Annotated in this window: 23 protein-coding genes and 1 pseudogene; 13 read left to right on the top strand and 11 right to left on the bottom strand. The window is 65.8% G+C overall.

Translation table 11 applies throughout. The annotated features are described in order from the left end of the window. Positions 1-35 precede the first annotated feature (35 nt). The 4 genes from EN857_RS04240 to EN857_RS34595 form a co-directional block, all read right to left on the bottom strand. Positions 36-995, bottom strand: a complete 960-nt coding sequence (locus EN857_RS04240; RefSeq protein WP_135858032.1) for a squalene cyclase — start codon at positions 993-995, stop codon at positions 36-38. 34 nt (positions 996-1,029) lie between these two features. After that, on the bottom strand, positions 1,030-1,617 hold the full coding sequence (locus tag EN857_RS04235; protein WP_128346849.1) for a dihydrofolate reductase family protein: 588 nt from the start codon (positions 1,615-1,617) through the stop codon (positions 1,030-1,032). A gap of 104 nt (positions 1,618-1,721) precedes the next feature. Next, positions 1,722-2,177, bottom strand: a complete 456-nt coding sequence (locus tag EN857_RS04230; protein ID WP_127311823.1) for a hypothetical protein — start codon at positions 2,175-2,177, stop codon at positions 1,722-1,724. 78 nt (positions 2,178-2,255) lie between these two features. Continuing rightward, a complete protein-coding gene (locus EN857_RS34595; protein ID WP_189523004.1) occupies positions 2,256-2,402 on the bottom strand; it encodes a hypothetical protein in 147 nt (48 codons plus the stop codon). Between the two features lie 113 nt (positions 2,403-2,515). Between EN857_RS34595 and EN857_RS04225 the strand changes: the two genes are divergently transcribed. From EN857_RS04225 to EN857_RS04215, 3 genes and pseudogenes are all read left to right on the top strand, one after another. Continuing rightward, on the top strand, positions 2,516-2,782 hold the full coding sequence (locus tag EN857_RS04225) for a metal-sensing transcriptional repressor (RefSeq protein WP_127286125.1): 267 nt from the start codon (positions 2,516-2,518) through the stop codon (positions 2,780-2,782). Positions 2,783-2,871: 89 nt separating this feature from the next. Continuing rightward, positions 2,872-3,810, top strand: a pseudogene (locus tag EN857_RS04220) (cation diffusion facilitator family transporter); the annotation flags it as partial. Positions 3,811-3,847: 37 nt separating this feature from the next. Continuing rightward, complete coding sequence (locus tag EN857_RS04215) at positions 3,848-4,561, top strand: ABC transporter permease (RefSeq protein ID WP_127394017.1); 714 nt, start codon at positions 3,848-3,850, stop codon at positions 4,559-4,561. An 18-nt stretch (positions 4,562-4,579) separates the two neighbouring features. Here the strand turns inward: EN857_RS04215 and EN857_RS04210 are convergent, their stop codons facing one another. Next, a complete protein-coding gene (locus tag EN857_RS04210) occupies positions 4,580-5,146 on the bottom strand; it encodes a cytochrome c (protein ID WP_128347007.1) in 567 nt (188 codons plus the stop codon). Then, positions 5,143-6,651, bottom strand: coding sequence for a multicopper oxidase family protein (locus tag EN857_RS04205; RefSeq protein ID WP_135858029.1), 1,509 nt, complete (start codon positions 6,649-6,651; stop codon positions 5,143-5,145). Before EN857_RS04205 ends, EN857_RS04210 begins: the two co-directional genes overlap by 4 nt. A 242-nt stretch (positions 6,652-6,893) precedes the next feature. Here EN857_RS04205 and EN857_RS34590 point away from each other — a divergent pair, with 242 nt between their 5' ends. The 6 genes from EN857_RS34590 to EN857_RS04180 all read left to right on the top strand — a co-directional run bounded on the left by EN857_RS34590 (position 6,894) and on the right by EN857_RS04180 (position 13,839). Continuing rightward, on the top strand, positions 6,894-7,055 hold the full coding sequence (locus EN857_RS34590) for a hypothetical protein (protein WP_187331181.1): 162 nt from the start codon (positions 6,894-6,896) through the stop codon (positions 7,053-7,055). 258 nt (positions 7,056-7,313) lie between these two features. Continuing rightward, positions 7,314-8,381: a type III polyketide synthase gene (locus tag EN857_RS04200; protein WP_127393796.1), complete on the top strand. Its 1,068-nt coding sequence runs from the start codon at positions 7,314-7,316 to the stop codon at positions 8,379-8,381. Then, the gene (locus tag EN857_RS04195; RefSeq protein WP_127393795.1) at positions 8,378-9,097 is read left to right on the top strand and encodes a methyltransferase domain-containing protein; all 720 of its coding nucleotides are present in this window, start codon (positions 8,378-8,380) and stop codon (positions 9,095-9,097) included. Before EN857_RS04200 ends, EN857_RS04195 begins: the two co-directional genes overlap by 4 nt. After that, entirely contained in the window at positions 9,094-10,338 is a 1,245-nt protein-coding gene (locus EN857_RS04190) for an NAD(P)/FAD-dependent oxidoreductase (protein ID WP_135858027.1), read from the top strand. The genes EN857_RS04195 and EN857_RS04190 overlap by 4 nt, the downstream gene beginning before the upstream one ends. A gap of 490 nt (positions 10,339-10,828) precedes the next feature. Further along, on the top strand, positions 10,829-12,301 hold the full coding sequence (locus tag EN857_RS04185; protein ID WP_189521629.1) for a tlde1 domain-containing protein: 1,473 nt from the start codon (positions 10,829-10,831) through the stop codon (positions 12,299-12,301). A 290-nt stretch (positions 12,302-12,591) separates the two neighbouring features. After that, positions 12,592-13,839, top strand: coding sequence for a glycosyltransferase (locus EN857_RS04180; protein WP_127391956.1), 1,248 nt, complete (start codon positions 12,592-12,594; stop codon positions 13,837-13,839). Between the two features lie 2 nt (positions 13,840-13,841). On the opposite strand, the gene EN857_RS04175 is transcribed toward EN857_RS04180, so the two are convergent. Continuing rightward, on the bottom strand, positions 13,842-14,597 hold the full coding sequence (locus tag EN857_RS04175) for a DUF4239 domain-containing protein (RefSeq protein WP_135858022.1): 756 nt from the start codon (positions 14,595-14,597) through the stop codon (positions 13,842-13,844). Between the two features lie 277 nt (positions 14,598-14,874). Here EN857_RS04175 and EN857_RS04170 point away from each other — a divergent pair, with 277 nt between their 5' ends. After that, a complete protein-coding gene (locus EN857_RS04170; protein WP_127286677.1) occupies positions 14,875-15,660 on the top strand; it encodes a ThuA domain-containing protein in 786 nt (261 codons plus the stop codon). A 168-nt stretch (positions 15,661-15,828) separates the two neighbouring features. Continuing rightward, a complete protein-coding gene (locus EN857_RS04165) occupies positions 15,829-16,887 on the top strand; it encodes a Gfo/Idh/MocA family oxidoreductase (protein ID WP_127391954.1) in 1,059 nt (352 codons plus the stop codon). A gap of 88 nt (positions 16,888-16,975) precedes the next feature. On the opposite strand, the gene EN857_RS04160 is transcribed toward EN857_RS04165, so the two are convergent. Continuing rightward, a complete protein-coding gene (locus EN857_RS04160) occupies positions 16,976-17,446 on the bottom strand; it encodes a nucleoside deaminase (RefSeq protein ID WP_127391953.1) in 471 nt (156 codons plus the stop codon). Here EN857_RS04160 and EN857_RS35490 point away from each other — a divergent pair. Beyond that, entirely contained in the window at positions 17,445-18,077 is a 633-nt protein-coding gene (locus tag EN857_RS35490) for a GFA family protein (protein WP_245493443.1), read from the top strand. The genes EN857_RS04160 and EN857_RS35490 overlap by 2 nt on opposite strands. Before the next feature lie 25 nt (positions 18,078-18,102). Here the strand turns inward: EN857_RS35490 and EN857_RS04150 are convergent, their stop codons facing one another. Further along, positions 18,103-18,828 (bottom strand): 3-keto-5-aminohexanoate cleavage protein, encoded by a 726-nt coding sequence (locus EN857_RS04150; RefSeq protein ID WP_127391952.1) that lies wholly within the window; start codon positions 18,826-18,828, stop codon positions 18,103-18,105. Positions 18,829-18,898: 70 nt separating this feature from the next. Continuing rightward, positions 18,899-19,366, bottom strand: a complete 468-nt coding sequence (locus EN857_RS04145; RefSeq protein ID WP_127391951.1) for a helix-turn-helix domain-containing protein — start codon at positions 19,364-19,366, stop codon at positions 18,899-18,901. Positions 19,367-19,474: 108 nt separating this feature from the next. On the opposite strand from EN857_RS04145, the gene EN857_RS04140 reads away from it, so the two are divergent. Next, the gene (locus EN857_RS04140; protein WP_127391950.1) at positions 19,475-20,071 is read left to right on the top strand and encodes a dihydrofolate reductase family protein; all 597 of its coding nucleotides are present in this window, start codon (positions 19,475-19,477) and stop codon (positions 20,069-20,071) included. Here EN857_RS04140 and EN857_RS04135 read toward each other — a convergent pair. Beyond that, entirely contained in the window at positions 20,044-20,274 is a 231-nt protein-coding gene (locus EN857_RS04135) for a hypothetical protein (protein ID WP_127391949.1), read from the bottom strand. The genes EN857_RS04140 and EN857_RS04135 overlap by 28 nt on opposite strands. Positions 20,275-20,373 lie beyond the last annotated feature (99 nt).

The following is a 20,373-nucleotide window of genomic DNA, read 5'->3' as shown; positions in this document are numbered from 1 at the left end:
CCGCAAGCGCAGGCTGGCGGCGCTTTCCACCCGCGCTACTGCTCCCACCATTTCAGCACCCGCATCGCCCTGAGCGTTACCCACCGCGAGGGCTGGCCTTCGCCCTCGTCGACCTCGAACCACACCCGCCCCGGCAGGCTCCAGTCGAGGGGCCATGTGCCGTCGTCCAGGCGTCTCGAACGAAGGTGGCCGATGGCCTCGCCAAGCCGCGGATCGGGATCGGTGCCGGCATGTATCGCGGCGGAGCGGAAATGGTCGAGCGCGCGCAAGATGTCGTAGCGCCAGCGGTTCGGGTGCAGGAAGCGCAGGAACCGTTCGTCGGCCGGCTCGCCCGTGGCGAGGCGGCGAAACAGCTTGCGCTCGAGCAGGAATTCCTCGCCCGACCGTCGCGCCTGCCGCGACTGGTCCGTGCCGCCCGTGACGCGCTCGAATTCCAGAAGGCCCTCCAGCACATTGATCGTGCTGGCGAAGGAGGAGCGGAGCGAGCCGTTCGCCCGCTCGCAGTTCCAGCCGCCGTCGTCGAGGCGCTCGCCGACCAGCCTCTCGACGATGGCGGAGACGTCGACGCCGAAATAGGCGCCGTCGGCAACGGTACGGCCGTTGATGCACTCCTCGACCTCGCCCTGCCAATAGGGCTGGCCGCCTTCGTCCCAGCGTGAATTGGCGCCGACCAGATCGACGGCGCGCCTGGCCCGGTCCGAGGCGGGATCGAGGCCGAACTCGCGCAACTGCGACAGCGAAAAGCACGTCGCCGTCCACGGCTGGCCGTGCTCGCGCCACTCTTCGGGGGTGAAGCCGGCAGGCACAAAGGCGCCGCCAGCCCATTGCCCGTCCTCATCCTGGCAGGCAAGCAGCCGGGCGCCCCAGCCCTCGCTCTCCACCTTGGCGCGTTCCGCCATCCATACCGGCTCCGGCGCGTCCTGCAGGTCGCGCATCACCTGCCAGCGGATCGACGGATCGGAAGCGAGGAGCCATTCGATGACTGGGTCAGTCATGAGCGAGCGAGCCTGTCGGCGGGAGATCGATGATTCACTTGTAGCCGCTTCCCTTGCCCGGTGCGAGGTTGATGGGCGCGTAGCGCAGCAGCGTCACGCCCTGGGACAGGCTTTCCGTCCCGAGCGGCTCCAGCCCCAGCGACAGCCCGACCTGGAAGTACGGCTTGCCGCCGCCAAGCACGACCGGATGCATGTAGAGCCGGTATTCGTCGATCAGGCCAGCGCGCGCCAGATGAGCGGCAAGATCGGCGCCGCCGACGCTGATTTCGCCGCCCGTCTCCGCCTTGAGCGACCTTGCAACGGCCTCGGCGTCGCCGCGCATCAGCCGGGCGTTGAGGCCGACTTCGCCGAGCGTCGTCGAGAACACGATTTTCGGCGTCTCCCGCCAGGCGTGGGCAAAGTCGCGCTCGACCTCGTCGTCGGCGGTCTCTCGCTCCGGACTGTCCCAGAAGCGCATCGCGTCATACATCCTGCGGCCGCAGAGAACGGTCGAAGTACGTCTCATCTCGTCGTTGAAATGCCGGTGCAGCTCGCCTTCCGGCACCGGCAAGCCGATATTTCCGTCCGGCCCTTCTATGCAGCCATCCAGCGACGTCAGCATGGAATAGACGATCCTGGCCATCGGCGTCTCCGTTCCGCTTCGCCAGCATGCATGACCAATTGCATATTGCAATCAGTTTTACCACTGACTGATGGAATTTGGCTTCGCGGCGCGGGCGGAGCCCGTCAAACCCCCGCGTCGCGGCGCAGCGCCGCGAGGAACAGCAACAGCAGCGCCAGCGCGTTGAGGCAGGCGGCGGCCGCGTGCGAATATTCCCATTGCCGCCTGAGCATCTCCCAATTGTCGGGCAGCATGGTCCAGTTGCGGGTCGCCCGGTTTGCCGGAAAGGTGAAGCTCCAGAACACGAATTGCGTGGCGCCGATGGCGATGAAGGCAAGCGCCACCAGGCCGAAGGCGCCGCCCGAGCGGTAGAGCACGACCGCAAGTGCCGCGCTCGACAGCAGGGCGCCCAGCACGAGACTGCCGAACAGGCTCCAGCCGTCATAGGCGCGCTGCGCGGCGAGATAGCTCGTGCCGTCGAGCTTCAGCTTGTTGAGCATCGAGAACAGATGCGCGCCGGCCGGTACGAACGCCAGCGCCGCGAAGATGAAGCTCACCACCCTGAGACCATAGATCGCCATGCCGCTTTCTCCTTCCACGGAGAAGCTAGGGCAGGGGGCGGGCCTGGGAAGGTGGGATGGAAGGCTGGCGCGCCGGCCTCAAAATCCGAAGAACTGCCGTCCGACGAAATAGCCGAGCGCCACAACCACCAACGGAAACAGCGCCGGCGCCACCTTGCCAAGCAGCGAAGGCCTGATCTCCTGGATCGGAGAGTTCCGCGTGGCGTTGTGGAGGTTCTTGGTCATCATATTAGCGTCGGCTGAACAAATTAATATTTTGCAAACCCCGGCGGCACCAGCCTCCGAAAGCCCTCCAGCCTGCTTGACTCTATCCTCCCCGGGGGGATATTCCCCGCCCCATGTCAGAAGGCATCCACACCTCACACCCCGCCATCGTCAAGCGTTTGAAACGCGCCCAGGGCCACCTTGCCGCGGTGCTCTCGATGTTCGAGGCGCAACGCCCCTGCGTCGACCTTGCCCAGCAGCTCCACGCCGTGGAGAGCGCGATCAGCAGCGCAAAGCGCGAGCTGATCCACGATCATATCGAGCACTGCCTGAACGACAGCGCCGAGGGGGGCTCGCATGACGCGCTCGCCGAGCTCAAGCAATTGGCGAAGTATCTATGAGCGGTTTTGGCGCACGCGTTCTCGACTGGTTCCGCCTCGGTTCGCACGATCACGCCGGACATGGCCACCATCATGACGGTCATGGCCCTCACGGCCATACGCATGGCGTGGTCGACCCCACCATCGCCACCACGACGCGCGGCATCTGGGCGATCAAATGGTCCTTCGTGGTGCTGGCAATCACGGCCGCGCTGCAGCTGGTCGTCGTCCTTCTGTCGGGCAGCGTGGCGCTGCTTGCCGACACCATCCACAATGTCGGCGACGCGGTCACCGCCATCCCGCTCTGGATCGCGTTCATGCTGGCAAGGCGCAAGCCGTCGAAGACCTTCACCTATGGCCTCGGCCGGGTCGAGGACCTTGCCGGCATCATCATCGTGCTCATCATCCTGTTCAGCGCCATCGTCGCCGGCTACGAGGCGATCGACAGGTTGATCCATCCAAGGGCGATCGAACTCCTCGGCTCGGTGGCGATCGCCGGCATCATCGGCTTCATCGGCAACGAAGCGGTCGCCGTGTTCCGCGTCCGCGTCGGCCGCGAGATCAACAGCGCGGCGCTGATCGCCGACGGCTACCACGCCCGCACCGACGGCTTCACCAGCCTGGCGGTTGTCCTCGGCGCCATCGGCGTCTGGGCGGGTTTTCCACTCGCCGATCCGATCATCGGCCTGCTGATCACGATCGCTATCTTCGCCATTGTGTGGCAGTCTTCCAAAGCCGTGCTGACGCGCATGCTGGACGGTGTCGAGCCCGGCATCGTCGATGAAATTCACCATGCGGCCGAGCATGTGCCGGGAGTGCGGCTCGTCGACGCCAGGGCGCGCTGGATCGGCCACAGGCTGCATGCCGACATCGCCATTGCCGCCGATGAGACCCTGCCGCTTGCCGAGGCGAACAGGCTCGCGGCTATGCTCGAGGACGAACTCTTCCAGCACATGCCGGCGCTGGCAGCGGCCAATGTGCGGTTCGAGCGGCACGATCACTCGCATCAGCACCACCATGACCATGGCGACCATGCCGGACATCGGCACTGACGCTCGCCGAGTCCGGCGGCTATAGTCTCGCCCGATGCTTCAGACCCTTGTCGAGTTCCAGCGCACGATCTACCTGGCGCTCGCCGACCAGATCAAGCTTCTGGCGGCAGGCGGCGGTTGGCTGGCGTTCTTCTCCTTCCTGCCGATGGGCGTCGTCTTTGGCGCCGCCCACGCGCTGACGCCGGGACACAGCAAGGCGGTGCTCGCCACCTATCTCGCCGGCTCGGATACGAAGGTGTCGCGCGGTCTGCTTGCCTCGATCGCGCTTTCCGTCACGCATGTGACGATAGCGGTGCTGATCGCCGTGCTCTCCCTGCCGCTTGTGTCGCTGGCATTGGGAAGCGTCGGTCGGGCGCCGCTGCTCGAAGATGTCAGCCGCGCGCTGCTCGGCGTGATCGGCGCGTGGATGGTCTGGCGCGCGCTTGGCCATGGGCATAGCCACAAGCATGAAGGGGAGGTCGTGGGTTTCATGGCCGGCCTGATCCCGTGCCCGCTTACGCTGTTCGTCATGACTTTCGCCATATCGCGCGGCGTCCCCGGCGCCGGCATCCTTTTTGCGTTGACCATGATGGTCGGCGTTGCGTTGACGCTGTCCTGCGTTGCCGTGCTGTCGATCTTGTTTCGCGAGCGGCTCGTGCATCTCTTCGACAGCCGGCCGCGCCTGTTCGACCTCCTCTCGCGCGGCATCGAGGGCGTTGCCGGCCTTGTTCTGGCCGGCGTTGCCATCTGGCAGGTTACGTCGAATTGAAGAGATAGGTCGCCTGTGTCACTTCACCTTCCGCCGGAACTTCGAATGGCAGCTCGAACAATCCTGCAGGATGAGATGCAGGAGATGCTCCGCCGGCAGCTTGGCAGGATCGACATGCACGGCGTTCGGCCGTTTGCCGAGCAGGCTGCCGCCATCCGTCGGCAGCATCGCGCCCATGCGCATGTCGCTGGTGATTTGCGCCGGCGCCGTTTCGGCCTTTGCGGCCAGGGCCGAGGCGAGCCCGCCGATATGGCGGGCGAGCGCCTCGAATTCAGGCCGCGCCTGATCGATCTCAGCCTTGGCGCCGGAGGGCGCGCCGAGCGTGCCTGACGGAAATTCGGCGATCAGGACGGGGCCGGTGCGGGTACGAAGCGTATCGGCCGCCGTCCGGAAGTCTGCAGCGTCATAGGCTCGCTTGCCGTCGAACATCTCGGCAACGGTTTTCGCCGCCGCCGCCATCGCCTTCATTGAAGCCTGGCGGGCAGCAACGACCGCGTCGCCCGAGGCCACGGCCAGCGGCGAGGACATAACGAGCGAGCCGGTAAGCGCCAGCATCGCCACCCGGGATGCGATGCCCGCCCTCATGCCGTGACGTCGAGAACGCCCATCATGCCGAGTTGCTCATGCTCGAGGATGTGGCAGTGATACATGCGCCGGCCAGGCTGCTCCTGGCGCAGCAGCAGCCGCAGCGTCTCGCCGCGCGCCACGTTGACGGTGTCTTTCCAGGCAAGGAAGGGCGGCCTGGAGATCTTGCCGTCGCGCTCGTGCTCGATCACCTGGAACTGCGTGCCGTGGACATGGAAGGGATGGTCCATGTCGGCCTGGTTGACGATCTCCCAGAGCTCGGTCTCGCCGGCCTTGCCGACGATGTCGACGCGCGCCATGTCGAAGGCCTTGCCGTTGATCAGGAAGCCCATTTCCATGCCGGTGGCGTTCATCGCCATGGTTTCGCTGAAGACCAGGCGCCGGCTAAAGGCGGGGGCAGGCAGCGGCGCGATCGGCCGCAGGCTCGCCGGCGGCGGCGGCATCGCTCCTCCGGCCTCTTCGGAGACGTCGATGGTCAGCAGTGTCAGCCCACCGTCTGCCGGGCGACCGGGCCCCATCCAGCCGCGATCGTAGTCAAGCGTGGCGAGGGTGACGAGGCCTGGCCGGCCGAAGGAGACGACCAGTTCGATGCGCTCGCCCGGGCTGAGCAGGATCTCGTCGGCCGCAACCGGCGCCGCCAGTAATCCGCCATCCGTGCCGATGACGGTCATCGCCGCACCGTCGAAGGCGAGCTTCAGGAAGCGCGCATTGGTGGCGTTGTAGAGACGCAGGCGCCGCACCGCGCCTTTCGTTACGGCAAGCCTGGGATTCTTCTGGCCGTTGACCAGCACATGGTCGCCGACGCGGCCGTTCATCAGGTCGGTCATGGTGTTGGCGGGCATCGAGCCGTCGGCGGCGAGCCTGAGGTCGGTGAGCACCAGTACCGTATCAGCATATTCGGCCGGCACCGGATCGGCCTTTGCCTTGACGACGAAGGCGCCGGCAAGGCCGCGATAGACCTGCTCGGCGGTCGTGCCGTGGGCGTGCGGATGATACCAGTAGGAGCCGGCCGACCCTTCCGGAAGCTCGAAGGCGTAGACGCGGTCAGTGCCCGCCTCCACCGGGTCCATCGGATTGCCGTCCTGATCGGCCGGCACCGGCATGCCGTGCCAATGGATGGTGCTGGCCTCGCCTTCGATCCGGTTGGCGAAGGTGATCTCGACGCGGTCGCCCTCGAAGGCCTCGATCAGCGGCCCGGGGCTCGTGCCATTATAGGCGAGGATCGGCGTGTCCAGCCCTTCGGCGAAGCGCGTGACGGCCGCTTCCGCCGTTAGCCGTGCCTTGAACAGGCCTGGCCGGCCGGCCGCGTTGGCGAGCAGCGGCAGGTCGCGCAACACCTCGCCCTCGGGCAGGGCGACGGCGCCTTCGGCCATCGCGCCCATGTCGTGCCCGGCATGGCCGCTCATGTCCATGCCGGACATGTCGTCCATCTTCATCTGCGCCAGCGCGCGTGGGCTCGCCAGAACCGTCGCCAGGCCTGCCGCCAGAAAACCGCGTCGATGCATCGTTTGCTCCTGGATATCGAGGGAGTCCGCCGCCGGATTTCTCTACGCTAAGGGTTCCAGTTGCTGGAAGGTCAAGCCGGATCGAGGGCTGAAGTCGGAAATTCAACGGAAGGGCGGCGGCGGGCTGATGGTCGTTATCGACGTCACGTGATCGCGGCGATCGGCTTCTTCAATCCGGCGTTGCGCCCGGGAGCTTGGAACCCTTTCCGCTCCGGTCGGGTTTATAGGCGAGGCGAACCGCCATGGACGACAAACAGCCTGCCGAAAACCACCCGGGAAGGATCCTCGCCACCGTGCTGGCGATCTGCCTCATCATCATCGCCTTGTTCTTTATCCGCTTCAGATATTCGGAGCGCGACCAGGGAGCCTTGATCGTGCCCGGAGGGGTGCAAGGCAGCGAGTGAATCGGCCCGAAGCTTTTGCCTGACCGAAGATTCACCCCGGCTTGATGCGCTTGTGGCCGGCGCGCCTTTCGCGCGCGGCTGAGACCGTAACACTTTGATTTTGCGTGTGATCCTTTCAGAATCTTTGGGTCGCGCCAGGAAGAAACTGGTTTTTCGAAACGTTTATCGAATAGGCAACGCTCAACGCCTGGCGCCTGTCAGTAGCGGAAATCCCTCCGGCACAGCGCGCATCGCGCCCGAGCCCAGGGAGGCAGAAACGTGTCCGCCAACGCCTATATCAACCGGATCGCGACGGCGGTGCCGCAGCACGACGTCCACCAGTTCTACCTGCGCTACGCAGCCTCGATGCTGGCCTCCGATCGCAGGAGAATATTCGAACGCATGGCCGGCCTCGCCGGCATCGAGCACCGCTTTTCATGCTTTGCGCCCGCCCTCGAACCCGAAGGGCCGTCGGCCGATTTCGCCGGGACCTTCAGGCGCGGCGCGTTTCCCGGAACGGCCGTGAGAATGGCGATGTTCAGCGAAGCCGCCCCCGTCCTGGCGCAAAGCGGCGTCGACGGGCTGCATCTTGGCGATGAGGCGTCGCGCATCACCCACCTCATCGTCACTACCTGCACCGGTTTCTCCGCGCCCGGCATCGACCTCGACCTGGTTCAGCGCTGCGGCCTGCCGGATGGCATCGAGCGCACGATAGTCGGGTTCATGGGCTGCTATGCGGCGGTCAGCGGCCTCAAGCTTGCCCGCCACATCGTCCGCTCCAACCCGCAAGCCAGGATCCTGCTGGTCAATATCGAAATATGCACCTTGCACATCAGGGAGACCGACGAGTTGGAAAAGCTGCTCTCTTTCTGCCTTTGGGGCGATGGCTGCGCGGCGACGCTCGTGACCGCCGAGCCGCCCGGCATCGCGCTCGACTCCTTCTGTTGCGCCGTCGCCGACGAGCAGCGGGACCTGATGACCTGGGATATCCGCGACCACGGCTTCGACATGTTTCTTTCCGGCAAGGTCCCGGGGGCGGTCCAGGAAGTGTTGCGAAGCAGCCAGGACGCCATCCTTGGTGGCCGGCCGCCGGAGGCGATCGACCTCTGGGCCGTGCATCCCGGCGGGCGCAGCATTCTCGACGCCGTCGAAAGGGCGCTCGATCTCGAACCGGCCGCGCTCGAGCCGTCGCGCGAGGTGCTGCGCGGCTACGGCAACATGTCGTCTGCGACGGTCATGTTCGTGATGGAGAAGATGCTGAAGAAGCCCGGCGGACTGCTGGGCTGCGGCATGTCTTTCGGACCCGGCCTAACGGCCGAGACCATGCTGTTCAGGACCGTCTCATGACCGCGCTCGCGCAGCGCAGCCTTATCCCGGAAATCCTGGATGGGCTCGCCGCCGACGATCCACGGGCGCGCGCTTCACGCCGTGACCTACGCCGCATCAACGCACTGATGCTGCAGGCGCGGATCATGGCGTCATTGCTGAGGAAATTCGTGCCGAAGCCGCCGGGCCGCATCCTGGAGATCGGCGCCGGCGACGGCACCTTCATGCTGGCCGTGGCCCGGCGCATGGTCAAGCAGTGGCCGCGGGTAGAACTGACGCTGCTCGACCGTGTCGACGTTCTCACCGCCGAACTCTCGGTGGATTTCGACCGTCTGGGGTGGACAGTTGCAGGCATCACCGCCGACGTCTTCGACTGGGCGGAACGGGCCGGCGGCAGCCGCTACGACGCGATCACCGTCAACCTCTTCCTGCATCATTTCGATGACGCCGGGCTGCTGCGTCTGTTCTCACTGCTGGCGCCCAAAGCGCCTTTGCTCCTGGCAACCGAACCGCTGAGATCGATGCCGGCGCTCGTCGCTGCCGGCCTTCTGCCGGCGATCGGCGTCAACGACGTCACCCGGCACGATGCGGCCCAGAGCGTACGCGCCGGCTTTCGCGGCAACGAGCTCTCCGCTCTCTGGCTTAAGGTCAACGGCATGCCGCTCGAGGAACGGCGTGCCGGTCCGTTTTCCCACGTCTTCGTCGGCGCCGGTAGCGTTTCCGATCCGGACCGATGACACGTCTGTCGACACATGATGCGATCATCATCGGCGCCGGGCCGGCGGGTACATCCGTTGCGCTGACGCTTGCCCGGCGCGGATGGGCGGTAGCGATCGTGGAAAAGCGGCTGTTCCCGCGCCGCAAGGTCTGCGGCGAATACATCTCGGCAAGCAATCTCGCGCTTCTCGACCGGCTGGAGATCGGCGACGCCTGGCGCGCCAGTGCAGGGCCGCAAATCCGCCGCGTCGGCTTCTTCTCAGGCAATACCCGCGTCGAGGCGGCAATGCCTCGGGCAAGAGCAGGGCGCTGTGCAGATGACGGCTTCGGCCGGGCACTGGGCCGGGACGTGCTCGACACTCTGCTCTTGCAGGCGGCGTGCTCGGCGGGCGCCGAAATCTTCCAGCCCTTTTGGCCCGTCGCCATCGACCGGGATGGCGACATGCAGACGGTGCGTATTCAGGCCAGTAATGTCAGCGACGAACACACGATGTTGCGGGCGCCGGTGATCGTCGCGGCGCACGGTTCCTGGGAACCGGGCCCCCTGCCAAGCCAACTTGCAAAGTCCAGCCGCCCGTCGGACCTGCTCGGCTTCAAAGCGCATTTTATCGGATCGTCGCTCGCAACTGATCTGATGCCGCTGTTGGTATTTCCCGGCGGCTATGGCGGCATGGTCTTCGCCGACCATGGCCGGCTGTCGATCTCCTGCTGCATCAGGCGCGACGTGCTCGCGCGGCTGCGCGGCAACCATCCCCCCGAACAGGATGGTCCCAAGGAGAATGGCCACCTACCTGCGGCCGATGCGGTCTGCCGCCACCTTATGTCATCCTGCCGGGGCGTGAGCGATGTCCTGGAGGGAGCCCGCCTCGACGGTCCATGGCTTGCGGCCGGACCGATCCGGCCCGGCATCCGCGCCTGCTACGAGCACGATATCTTCCGGGTCGGCAATGCGGCCGGGGAATCGCATCCCATCATCGCCGAAGGCATCTCTATGGCGCTTCAGTCCGGCTGGCTGCTGGCTTCGGAGCTCGGCGGGGCGCCAACGGGCCAGGCGGGCCGCGAAGCGGCCGGCAGACGCTACGAGGCCGCCTGGAGAGGATTGTTCTCGACCCGGGTCTACGCAGCCGCGGGCATCGCCCGACTTGCATTTTGCCCCGGCGGTCCAGCCTTGATGAGGGTGGCTGTCCGGAATCTTCCGCAAGCGCTGACATTGGGCGCGCATCTGAGCGGCAAGACAAGGCGAGTTCCCGGATTTGGCTGACTGGCCAGTTTTTCGGACGGCCGGAGCTTCCTGTCGCCACGCCGCATTTTCACCCTAATCCGCCTCTAGCCGGCTGAAGACGTTGCGGTTCCGGTCTTCACGTTTTCTTGACACAGGCCGGAAAAACGGGCAGCAAGGCAAGTGAGGGAGAGCATTTTTACCATAGCGGAGACTGTGGAGGGCTCTTTTTTCGTGTCGACCGCAGTGCAATCGGCGGTCGCTGGAGGGATTGGTTAACCATCTTTGTCCATCTTTTGAATCAATCGGCAACAGACGCGTGAAGGTGCAGGGGGCACCAGGCGAACTGTGATCGTGACGGGTGCCAGGTCCGCGAACCGGCATGCCGATTGAGAGTGGTTGTATGGCGTCTTTGCGTTTGAAAAGCCGGGGTAATGCTCCTGAAGAGGGAGTAACTTCGAAGAAATCTGGTGGCCTTTGGGTTGCGGTGCCTGCTGTCGGCGCCGCGCTCGCTCTATGGTCGGTGGCGACCATGGCTGGCCTCTATTCGGTGGGCACCTCGCTCACCGCCGCCTCCAACCGATTGCCGCCGAGCCTGCTTGCGCCGGGCAGCATCGCGCTCGCCGATCCGCGCCGCGCGACTGCCAGTTCCTGGATGCTGCAGCTTCCGGTTGGCACCCCGCATCGGCAGGCGCTGCTCGAGCGCTGCGATGCGGGCTGCGTGCGCCAGGCCTCGAGCTTCGCCGCTGCCGGCAATGCCGGCAAGATGGCCCGCCTCGCATCCGCCCACCCCGACAGCATCACGCCGAAGATGGCCGCGCCGGAAACCGTGGCGCGCACAGCCTCGACCGACCGCTTCGACAGCGTCGTCGCCAGGGCAAAGCTGTCGCCGCAGAAGCTGGCGGAGGCCTTCGCCCGCGCGCAGGACAAGCCGGCCCTGCTGGCCAGCCTGCCGGCCGATGCCCGCTTCGCCGAATCGGTTCGCCTGCCCGACCAGCAGGGCCCGGCATCGGTGCGCTTCGGGCCGCAGGTGGCGGAAATCGAACGCTCGTCGCGACTGGCCCTGGCGCTCGCCAATGCAATGCCGGAGGTCGACATGCTGGCGCCGCCGCCATCGGTGGCTATGGCCGGGCCTGACGCTGGGCAGGAGCCGGCCGAAGTTCAGCTCGCCTCGCTGCCGCCGCAAGACGAGATGCCGGACGCAGTTCCGCTGCCAACCGGCCGGCCGCAGGCCGAGATCGATCAGCCGGCCCCCAAGGCCTTGGCTCCCAAGGGCCAGGCCAGCAGGACTGATGCGCCTGGGACCGAGACGCCACAGGCGGCAAGGACCGGCAAGGCCCAGTCGGCCAAGGCCGCCGATGTGCCGCCGTCCGGGAAGGCGCCGATCCTGTCGCCGCGCAGCTCGGAGCAGGCGGCCGTGCCGACCCTGCCGGGCGTGCAGGCCAGCCAGGGCAAGCCGGCCAAGCCGGGCAAGCGGTCGAAGGCCCAGGACGCGGAGATGCTCGCCTACGCCAAGCCCGACATGCCGGAGCGCGGCGCGGGCGGCGTGTTCGGCAACCTGTTCAGCAACAGGCCAAGCGTGGGCAACGGCGTCGCCGTCTATGACATCTCGACAGCGACGGTCTACATGCCCGATGGTTCCAAGCTGGAGGCGCATTCGGGGAAGGGCGCCATGGCCGACCAGCCGCGCTTCGCCAACCGCAAGAATTCCGGCCCGACGCCGCCCGACACCTACAATCTGTCGATGCGTGAATCGCGCTTCCACGGCGTCGAGGCGATCCGGCTGACGCCGACCAGCGGCAGGAACAAATATAACCGCAACGGTCTGCTCGCCCATACCTATCTGCTGCGCGGCTCCCCAGCCCAATCCAGCGGCTGCGTGGCCTTCAAGGATTATGGCCGCTTCCTCTCTGCCTTCAAGAAGGGGAAGATCAAGCGCCTGGTCGTTGTGCCGCGCCTGAACGGGTCGCCCACCCAGGTCGCCCAGGAAGGCCGCCAGGGCTGACCCGCCCGCCACTATGCCGGCAGCAGCTAGTTGCCGGTAGGCTGCCTTTGATCTCTTAACGGTTTGCGGTCTTCACCGCCGTTGACGCGCGGCGCGGTCGACGCACGCGCTTGATGTCTTCGCCACGTCTCTTGCAACAGCGGCAGTGACGGTTCCATCGAATTGCGGATGAGGAAAGGGAGAACTCCCTCTCCCAGAAAGCATATATGGCGCAGCCCGGGCTTGCGGCAAGCCCCCGGCAATGCCGTATTTACGCTGCCCTTGACCTCAGTTTAGGAAAGGGAGTTTGCATGCGGATTTTACTGTCGACTTACGGTTCGCGTGGCGATGTCGAACCGGTGGTGGCGCTCGGCGCGCGGCTGCAGGAGCTCGGCGCCGGGGTGCGGGTAAGTGCCCCCGGCGATGAGGAGTTCGCCGCTCTGTGTGCCCGCGCCGGCGTCCCACTGGCGCCGGCCTTTTCGCCGGTGCGCGAATGGGCCAAGGAGATGATCCGGCGCAGGAGATCGGCATCGCCCGAGGGCGTGGCAGCGCTCGTCTCCGGCCAGGCGGCCGAGATCGTCGCCAGGCAGTATGATGCGCTGGCGGCAGCCGCAGAAGGCTGCGACGCGGTGGTGGCTTTCGGCCTGTTTCCGTCCTGCGCCGCCGCGCGGTTGGTCGCGGAGCAGCGGGGCATGCGCTACATGCTTGGCACGTTCTGCCCCATCTGGCTGCCTTCGGCGCACAACCGGCCGCATGAATATCCGGGCCATCCTCTTCCAGCCGGGGTAACCGACAACCGGCTGCTGTGGCAGACGGACATCCTGACCAAGAACGCACTGTTCGGCGGTGCGATCAACAGCCACCGCGCCTCGCTCGGATTGCCGCCGGTGGCGAATGTCCGCGACTATGTCTACGGCGATCCCGTCCTGCTCGCCTGCGACGCGACGTTGGGGCCGTGGCAGCCGTCGGACCTGATCGACGCCGTGCAGACCGGCGCCTTGATTCTGCCGGACGAACGGCCGCTGCCCGACGGGCTGGAGGCGTTCCTCGAAGCCGGCTCTCCGCCGGTCTATGTCGGCTTTGGCTCCATAGCGGTCGCCAGCGAATCTGCCCGCGCGGCCATCGAGGCGGTCCGGGCTCACGGTCGCCGTACTGTGCTCGCGCAAGGCTGGGCCGAGCTCGGCCTGATCGACGATCGCGACGACTGCTTCGCCGTTGGCGACGTCAACCAGCAGGCACTGTTTGGCCGGATGGCCGCCGTCATCCATCACGGCGGCGCCGGCACGACCGTCGCCGCTGCCCGGGCAGGGGCGCCTCAGCTCGTGGTGCCGCAGATCGGCGACCAGCCCTATTGGGCTCGGCGGGTGGCCGAACTTGGCATAGGGGCGGCGCATGACGGCCCTATACCGACCACGGCGACATTGTCGGCAGCCCTCGCGACGGCGCTCGCGCCGGAAACCCGCGCCCGGGCGGTCGCGCTCGCCGGCTCGATCCGCGGCGACGGAGCGGCGGTGACCGCCAGGCTGCTGCTCGCTGACCTAGGCCGGGGCGGGAGCTGACCTCATTGCTTCAGCTCCGCCAGCGCCCTTTCGAGCGGCGCTGGCGAGATCTGGATCGGGCCGGAGAAGGGTATGTCCATGTCCATGATCAGATAGAGCGCGGCGGCGACCAGGGCCGCCGACACGACGAAGGTGGCGACGACCGTTGCGTTGCATGGCGCCCTGAAGCCGAAGCTGGCGAAGATCAGCGTCAGCCAGGCGACAAGAAGCGCGATCAGCGCTCCAGGGATCGCGCCTTCCGACTGTTCGGCCAGCACCCAGCGCAATTCGATCACCTTTTGCAGCTGCTGGCGGGCATCCCGCAGCATGTCTGCATGCCTGTCGTCGGGCGGCGTCAGCACGCTCAGCTGGTCGCCCACATTGTTGAGCAGCAGCTCAGACGGCCGGTTGGCGACGATCGGCGATTGCTGGCTTGGCGAGGTGGCGTCGACGACGCGCTGCACATAGGCGATCAGCGGCTGGCGCGCGGCTTGCGTCTCGGGGCCGTATTGCCGCAGCGACCGGTCGAGCAGGATCAGCTCGGTCGCATAGGCGTGCAGATTGTGGTCGATGGCTTCGAATGTGTTCTTGGCCGAGTTGATCATCAGGCCGAGCACCAGCGAGGTCATCACCACGAATAGGTTGGCGGCGAGCCGCACGATCGCGCTGGTATCGTCCTGGCGGTGATGCGGCGGAAAGCGACCATGGATCAGCAGGCTGGTGAGCGACGCTCCGGCCAGGCAGACAAAAATCGCGACCCCAAGCAACGCTTCGCGCATGGCCGATATTGTAACCGAGACGCGGCGTTTGCCAAAGGGTTGCCGGGTCGGGTTGATTCAGAGTCGGAGGAGGGGCGCCTATTGTGCTGGTTTGGAAGGGTTTTCGAGGCCGGAACTTTACGCTGGAGGGGCGGCAAGGTTCGCCTCGGTTCTCGTTCCGCGCAGCGCCTCCTCGCGCCCTTGGGACAGAACATCACCATCGAAACGTTTCCATTCGCGCCTGGGCGGACTATGTATGACCGGGGCGGGTCGGTTCCGATTTCACCACGAGGATGTCATGACAATACGCGCTGTCGTCTGGGGCGAGAATATCCATGAGCGCACCAATGAGGTGGTCGCGTCGATCTATCCCGAGGGGATGCACACCACCATCGCCAACGCGCTGAAGGCCGACCCCGGCATACAGGCTTCGACCGCGACGCTGGAGCAGCCCGAGCACGGTTTGCCCGAAACGCGGCTGGCCGAGACCGACGTACTGGTCTGGTGGGGCCACAAGGACCATGGCGCCGTCGCCGACGAAGTGGTCGAGCGCGTCGCGCGCCGCGTCTTCGAGGGCATGGGGCTCATCGTCCTCCACTCCGGCCATTTCTCGAAGATCTTCAAGCGGCTGATGGGCACGCCCTGCACGCTGAAATGGCGTGAGGCCGGCGAGCGCGAGCGGCTCTGGGTGACGAGTCCCAGCCACCCGATCGCCGAAGGCGTCGGCGAATTCTTCGAACTGGAGAACGAGGAGATGTATGGCGAGCAGTTCGCCGTGCCGGAGCCGCTGGAGACGGTGTTCATCTCCTGGTTCCAGGGCGGCGAGGTGTTCCGTTCCGGGCTCACCTACCGGCGCGGCGCCGGCAGCATCTTCTACTTCAGGCCGGGCCACGAGACCTATCCGACCTATCACGACGCCACCGTTCACAAGGTGCTGCGCAATGCGGTGAAGTGGGCGCATAACCCGCAAGGGGCAAAGCCCGCCATACTCGACGCGCCGAATGTGCCGGTCGACAAGGCGCTTGAGCCGATCGTCGAGCGCGGCGGCAAGTTGCACGCGGCGGGCGAAGCCGGCTTCCGCTAAGCAATTCCAGGAAAAGTGCGCAGCGGGTTTCCGTCCGGAATTGCGCGCGCAACAGAAATCGTTCCGGAAAAGGCGGCGTTTTTTCCTTCTGGGATTGCGTAAGAATCGCGCTTAGACCACAGTCGCCCATATCATTGAATCGAACCAATTCGCTCGGAGGAGCAAAAAATGCGGCTTTTGATACTCGGTACCGGCTGGATGGCGCAGGAACATGCCCGCCGTTTCAGCGCCATCGATGGCGTCGACATCGTCGGCGCCGTCGATGTCGATCCGGCCCGCGTCGGCGAATTCGCCGACAGCTTCAAGATCCCCACCCGCTTCACTTCGCTGGAGGAGGCGCTGAAATGGGGCGAATTCGATGCCGTCGCCAATGTCACGCCGGACCGCATCCACCACCCGACCACCATGGCGCTGATCGCCGCCGGCAAGCCGGTGCTGTGCGAGAAGCCGCTGGCCGAGAACTTCGGCAAGGCAAGCGAGATGGCGGATGCGGCTGAAGCCGCCGGCATCGTCAACATGGTGAACCTCACCTACCGCAATGTCGCCCCCTTGCAGAAGGCGCGCGCCATGGTGCAGGCCGGCGAGATCGGCACGGTGCGCCATGTCGAGGCGTCCTACCTGCAGAGCTGGCTGGTGTCGAAATTCTGGGGCGACTGGCGCACCGATCCGAAATGGCTGTGGCGCCTGTCGCGCGGCCACGGCTCGAACGGCGTGCTGGGCGATGTCGGCATCCACATCCTCGATTTCGCCAGCTATGGCGCGGCGCTCGACATCGACCATGTCTTCTGCCGCCTGCGCGCCTTCGACAAGGCGCCGGGCAATCGCATCGGCGAATACGGGCTCGACGCCAATGACAGCTTCGCCATGACGCTGGATTTCTCCAACGGCGCCTTCGGCGTGGTGCACGCCAGCCGCTGGGCGAGCGGGCATCTGAACGAGTTGAGGCTGCGCATCTACGGCGACAAGGGCGGCATCGAGGTGGTGCACAATCTCGACGGCTCGCTGCTCAAGGCCTGCGTTGGCGACAATGTCGAGAACGCCAGATGGGAGGCGCTCGACGCCGGCACGGTGCCGACCAATTACCAGCGCTTCGTCGATGCGGTGAAGAGCGGCGTCCAGCCCGAGCCGTCCTTCCGCCACGCCGCCGAATTGCAGAAGGTGCTGGATCTCTCGGTGGTATCCGACGAGAAGCGCGCCGAACTGAGAGCGCACGCGGACACGCAGTGAGGGTCGAACAGCCGGTCACCGCCGGCAGGAAAGTCGAAACATTCGTGCCTGGGATCGCTAGGACGTCGTCCCTTGTCGCAAGGACCGGTCAGCGTTTCCAGAAATCGCGGTGCGGCGCGATCAATTCGTCGGCGATTTCGGGGAAGGGGCCAAAGACCTCGATCTTCTTCTGGCCGGAATCGAGCACGGTGCGCGAAGAAAGGCTCATCGTCGGGTTCTCCGCGTGATCCCCGGTGAGCGCCAGGAGTTCGGCCTCCTCGAAGCCGTAGACCAGCCGGCCGATGTTCGCCCAATAGAGCGTGCCCGTGCACATCGCGCAGGGCTCGCCGGTTGAGACCAGCGTGCATTGCCAGAGGAACTCCGGCTCGTAGGCCTCGGCAGCGCGGCGCGCGAGCTCGGTCTCGGCATGGCGCACCGTGTTGAGATTGCCCTGCCGCATCAGCACGCGATCATCGGGCCCCACGAGCACGCAGCCGAACGGATGATGCCCATGCGCCGCCGCCTCGCGCGCGACGGCGTCGGCGGATCGCAGATGGGCAAACATTTGATCGCGGGTCATGGCAATACCCCATCATGCCGACATCCAGCCGATGAGCGGCTGTTGGGTCGAGATTGCTGCTAAGGGTCACGATTGGCAAGAGCTAACCGCGGCCCGACAGGCCTCACAAGGGCCGCCGCGCTCCGTGGCAGGTGAGGCGCAAGCGTCCTTCCGCCGCGCCGCCGAACTCAATAAGGTGCCGATCTGTGCTGTCCCGGACAAGGCAGGGGCGGAGCTGAAAGGAGCGGTCATGATCACTCGTCGCGCGGAATGCTCCTGCGGCCAGCTTTCAGCCGTCTGCTCGGGCGAGATCGTTCGCATTTCCGTTTGCCACTGCCTGGACTGCAAACGGCGCACCGGCAGCGCCTTCAGCTGCAATGTCCGCTTCAAGGAAGGTGACGTATCGATCCAAGGACGGGCGGCGGACTTTACCCGCATCGGCGAGCAGGGCGGCCGCGTCAGCTACAGCTTTTGCCCTGATTGCGGCACCACCGTCCACTACCGGATCGACACCCAGCCCGGCGTGATCGCGATTCCGGTGGGCGCCTTCGCCGACCCGTCCTTCCCGCCGCCGTTCCAGTCCTTCTATCACGACAGCCGGCGCTGTGAGTGGGTGGAGATTAGCGCCGAGCCTCTGGCGAAAATCGGCTGACTTCTGGCGAGCGTTCTTCGCGCCGCTATTGCCCTGCCCGATAAATTGTCACCGCGGCCGCCACCAGGGCCGCATTGCCGGCCGCGATGCCGCCGTCCGGCAATTCCTTCCCGTCCTCCAGCCCGACGCGGGTCGAAAGCTTCCGCGCTGCCGCCCGCTCGACGAACGGCCACACCGTCGCATTCTCGCCATGCAGCAGGATCGAGCGTCGGATGCCGGCGCGCTCCAGCACCTTCTCGATGCCGTCGGCGACGGCGAAAGCCTCGTCCAGTGCCTGCTCGGAAATCTCGATCAACACGCGCAGCACGCGTCCGCCATGGTCGAGACTGATCAGCCGCTCGGCGTCGGCGATAGAGGCCAGGCCCGCCTCGATGCCGATGCCGCGCTGGCGCAGGCTTTCCATCACGACAGGCGCCGCCGTCTCGCTGAGATTGACCGAGGCATAGTCCGGCAGCTCATGCCAGCCGGCGATGGCGACCAGCGTGCGCAGGTCGCCCTTCTCGATCCAGGCGCCGGTGGAAACGCCGATCAGCGTGCCCGGACAGGCGCGGCGCAGCGCCAGCACGGTGCGGTCCATTGCTGCCGGCGCGAGGCTCTCCAGTCGGTCGGCGCCGCGCGCGTGGACATGCAGGTCGGCAGCACCCGCCGCAACCGAAGCCGCGCCGTCGCGCGCCATGGCGTCGGCGTCGAGCGGCAGTGCGGGATGGAAATCGGCGGAACGGGCGCCATTGATGCAGGCCTGGACGATCATGGCTGGCAATCCGGTTGCAATGCCAGTCTAGCGCAGGGCGGGGTCAGCGGGAACGGCAGTAATGAAAGCGCTACAGGGTGATCCCGGCGGCGCCGCGACTTTTCGCGCCCCCAGCCCCGCCGAGCCTTACCTGCTCCTTCCGTAACCTCTCCTTCATCCGCGCCAACGCCGGCGCGCCATCCGCCGCGAATTCCCTGGCAATTCGAGCCAGGCTCTCGTCCGCCTTGCGATATTTGCTGCCCCAGGCGCCGAGCGTCGCCAGCACCGGCAGCAGGTCGATGCCGGCCTCCGTCAGCCGGTAGATCGCCTTCAGCCCGTGCGTCGGGTCTTCGCTGCGGGTGAGGATGCCTTCGTCCTGCAACGTCTGCAGCCGCTCGGCGAGCGTGCGCGACGAGATGCCCTCGTCAGATTGCAGGAACTCGCGAAAATGCTTTTTCCCGGCGAAGACCAGGTCGCGGATGATGAGCAGCGTCCAGCGGTCGCCTAGCAGTTCGAGCGAGAGGCTGATCGGACAGCCGGACCTTTCCCTGGTCGACATTGATTTGCTTCCATTTGTAAATCACTTTACAATTGACATCATTCGTTCCTTCGCGTCAACTGGTTCCAAAAGTAAACCGTATGTGAGCAACGCGAAGAGGACCGCGCAATGAAAAAGCTGATCCTGCAAATGCAGATGTCGGTCGACGGCTTCGTCGGCGCCGATGAGGACCATCGCTGGCAGCTTTGGGAATGGGGCGACGACAGCGACTGGGACGATGCGCTGAAGCAGGACTTCAACGCTGTGTTCGAAACCGTCGACACCATCCTGCTCAGCCGCAAGATGGCCGAGGAGGGCTATCTCACCCACTGGGGCAATGCGGCGAGGAAATTCCCGAAGGACCGTTTCTACGCCTTCGCCCAGCGCATCGTCGAAGCGCAGAAAGTGGTGTTGAGCGACAGGCTGAGGACTTCGCGATGGGAGCGCACGCGGGTCGCCAGCGGCGACCTGCCGCGCGAGGTCAATGCGTTGAAGGTGGGCGAGGGTGGCAACATCGCCGTCTTCGGCGGCGCCGGCTTCGCCTCGGCGCTGATCGCCGCCAGGCTGGTCGACGAGTTCCAGTTCTTCATCAACCCGGCGGTGCTGGGCAGCGGCCGCCGCATATTCGATCAGGGCGGCTTCGCCAGGCTGAAGCTCATAGGCTCGAAGGCCTATGCCTGCGGCATGGTGGTGAACCGCTACGCGCCGACCGGGCGCGCGACCTGAATCAGGCCGGCAGCACGCCGTCGCAACGGCTTGTTCGCCCGCCACTTTCCCGCATCGTCGTTGGCCGCGGCCGTGAAGCACCGGGCCTCGTGCGACGTCAGGCCGATGAGCACGCGCCCGGCATAGGCGGCGGGCTCGTCCCTGACTGTATCAAACACCGCCCAGCTATGATGGGGCGGCTCCTGCACCGCTACAAACCTCATTCGAGCCCCCGCTCTCAGAAGAAGATGCTAATATAGCAGGAACTTTCCGGCGACCCTGTGACGGAGGCCACACAGGCAAGACTGTTCACCGATATTTTT

It is taken from the genome of Mesorhizobium sp. M4B.F.Ca.ET.214.01.1.1, from assembly GCF_004791545.1.
Lineage (GTDB): Bacteria > Pseudomonadota > Alphaproteobacteria > Rhizobiales > Rhizobiaceae > Mesorhizobium > Mesorhizobium abyssinicae.
This window is presented reverse-complemented; position numbering and strand designations above follow the sequence as displayed.